Origin of the sequence: Phytoactinopolyspora endophytica, assembly GCF_004138495.1 — a bacterium.
Classification (GTDB): Bacteria; Actinomycetota; Actinomycetes; order Jiangellales; family Jiangellaceae; genus Phytoactinopolyspora; species Phytoactinopolyspora endophytica.
Genome location: NZ_ML142853.1, coordinates 262,067 through 262,293 on the forward strand (window position 1 = coordinate 262,067; position 227 = coordinate 262,293).

Consider the following 227-nt stretch of genomic DNA (forward strand, 5'->3'; position numbering starts at 1 on the left):
GTCACCCAGCAGGAGGTCGAGGCTTAACGTCCCGACGAACATCAGCCGCGCGGCTTCTCCTTCATCTCGTAGGTCTCGATCACGTCATCGACCTGGATGTCGTTGAACGAACCCAGGCTGATACCGCACTCGAAACCGTCACGGACCTCGGTGACGTCATCCTTCACCCGCCGCAGCGAGTCGATGGTCACCCTGTCCGAAACGACGACGCCGTCGCGGACCAACCG

1 pseudogene is annotated in these 227 nt (G+C 61.7%); it reads right to left on the minus strand.

Going from position 1 to position 227, the window contains the following annotated elements:
- Positions 1–41 precede the first annotated feature (41 nt).
- Positions 42–227 (minus strand): annotated as a pseudogene (locus tag ELR45_RS40775) (EF-Tu/IF-2/RF-3 family GTPase); the annotation flags it as partial.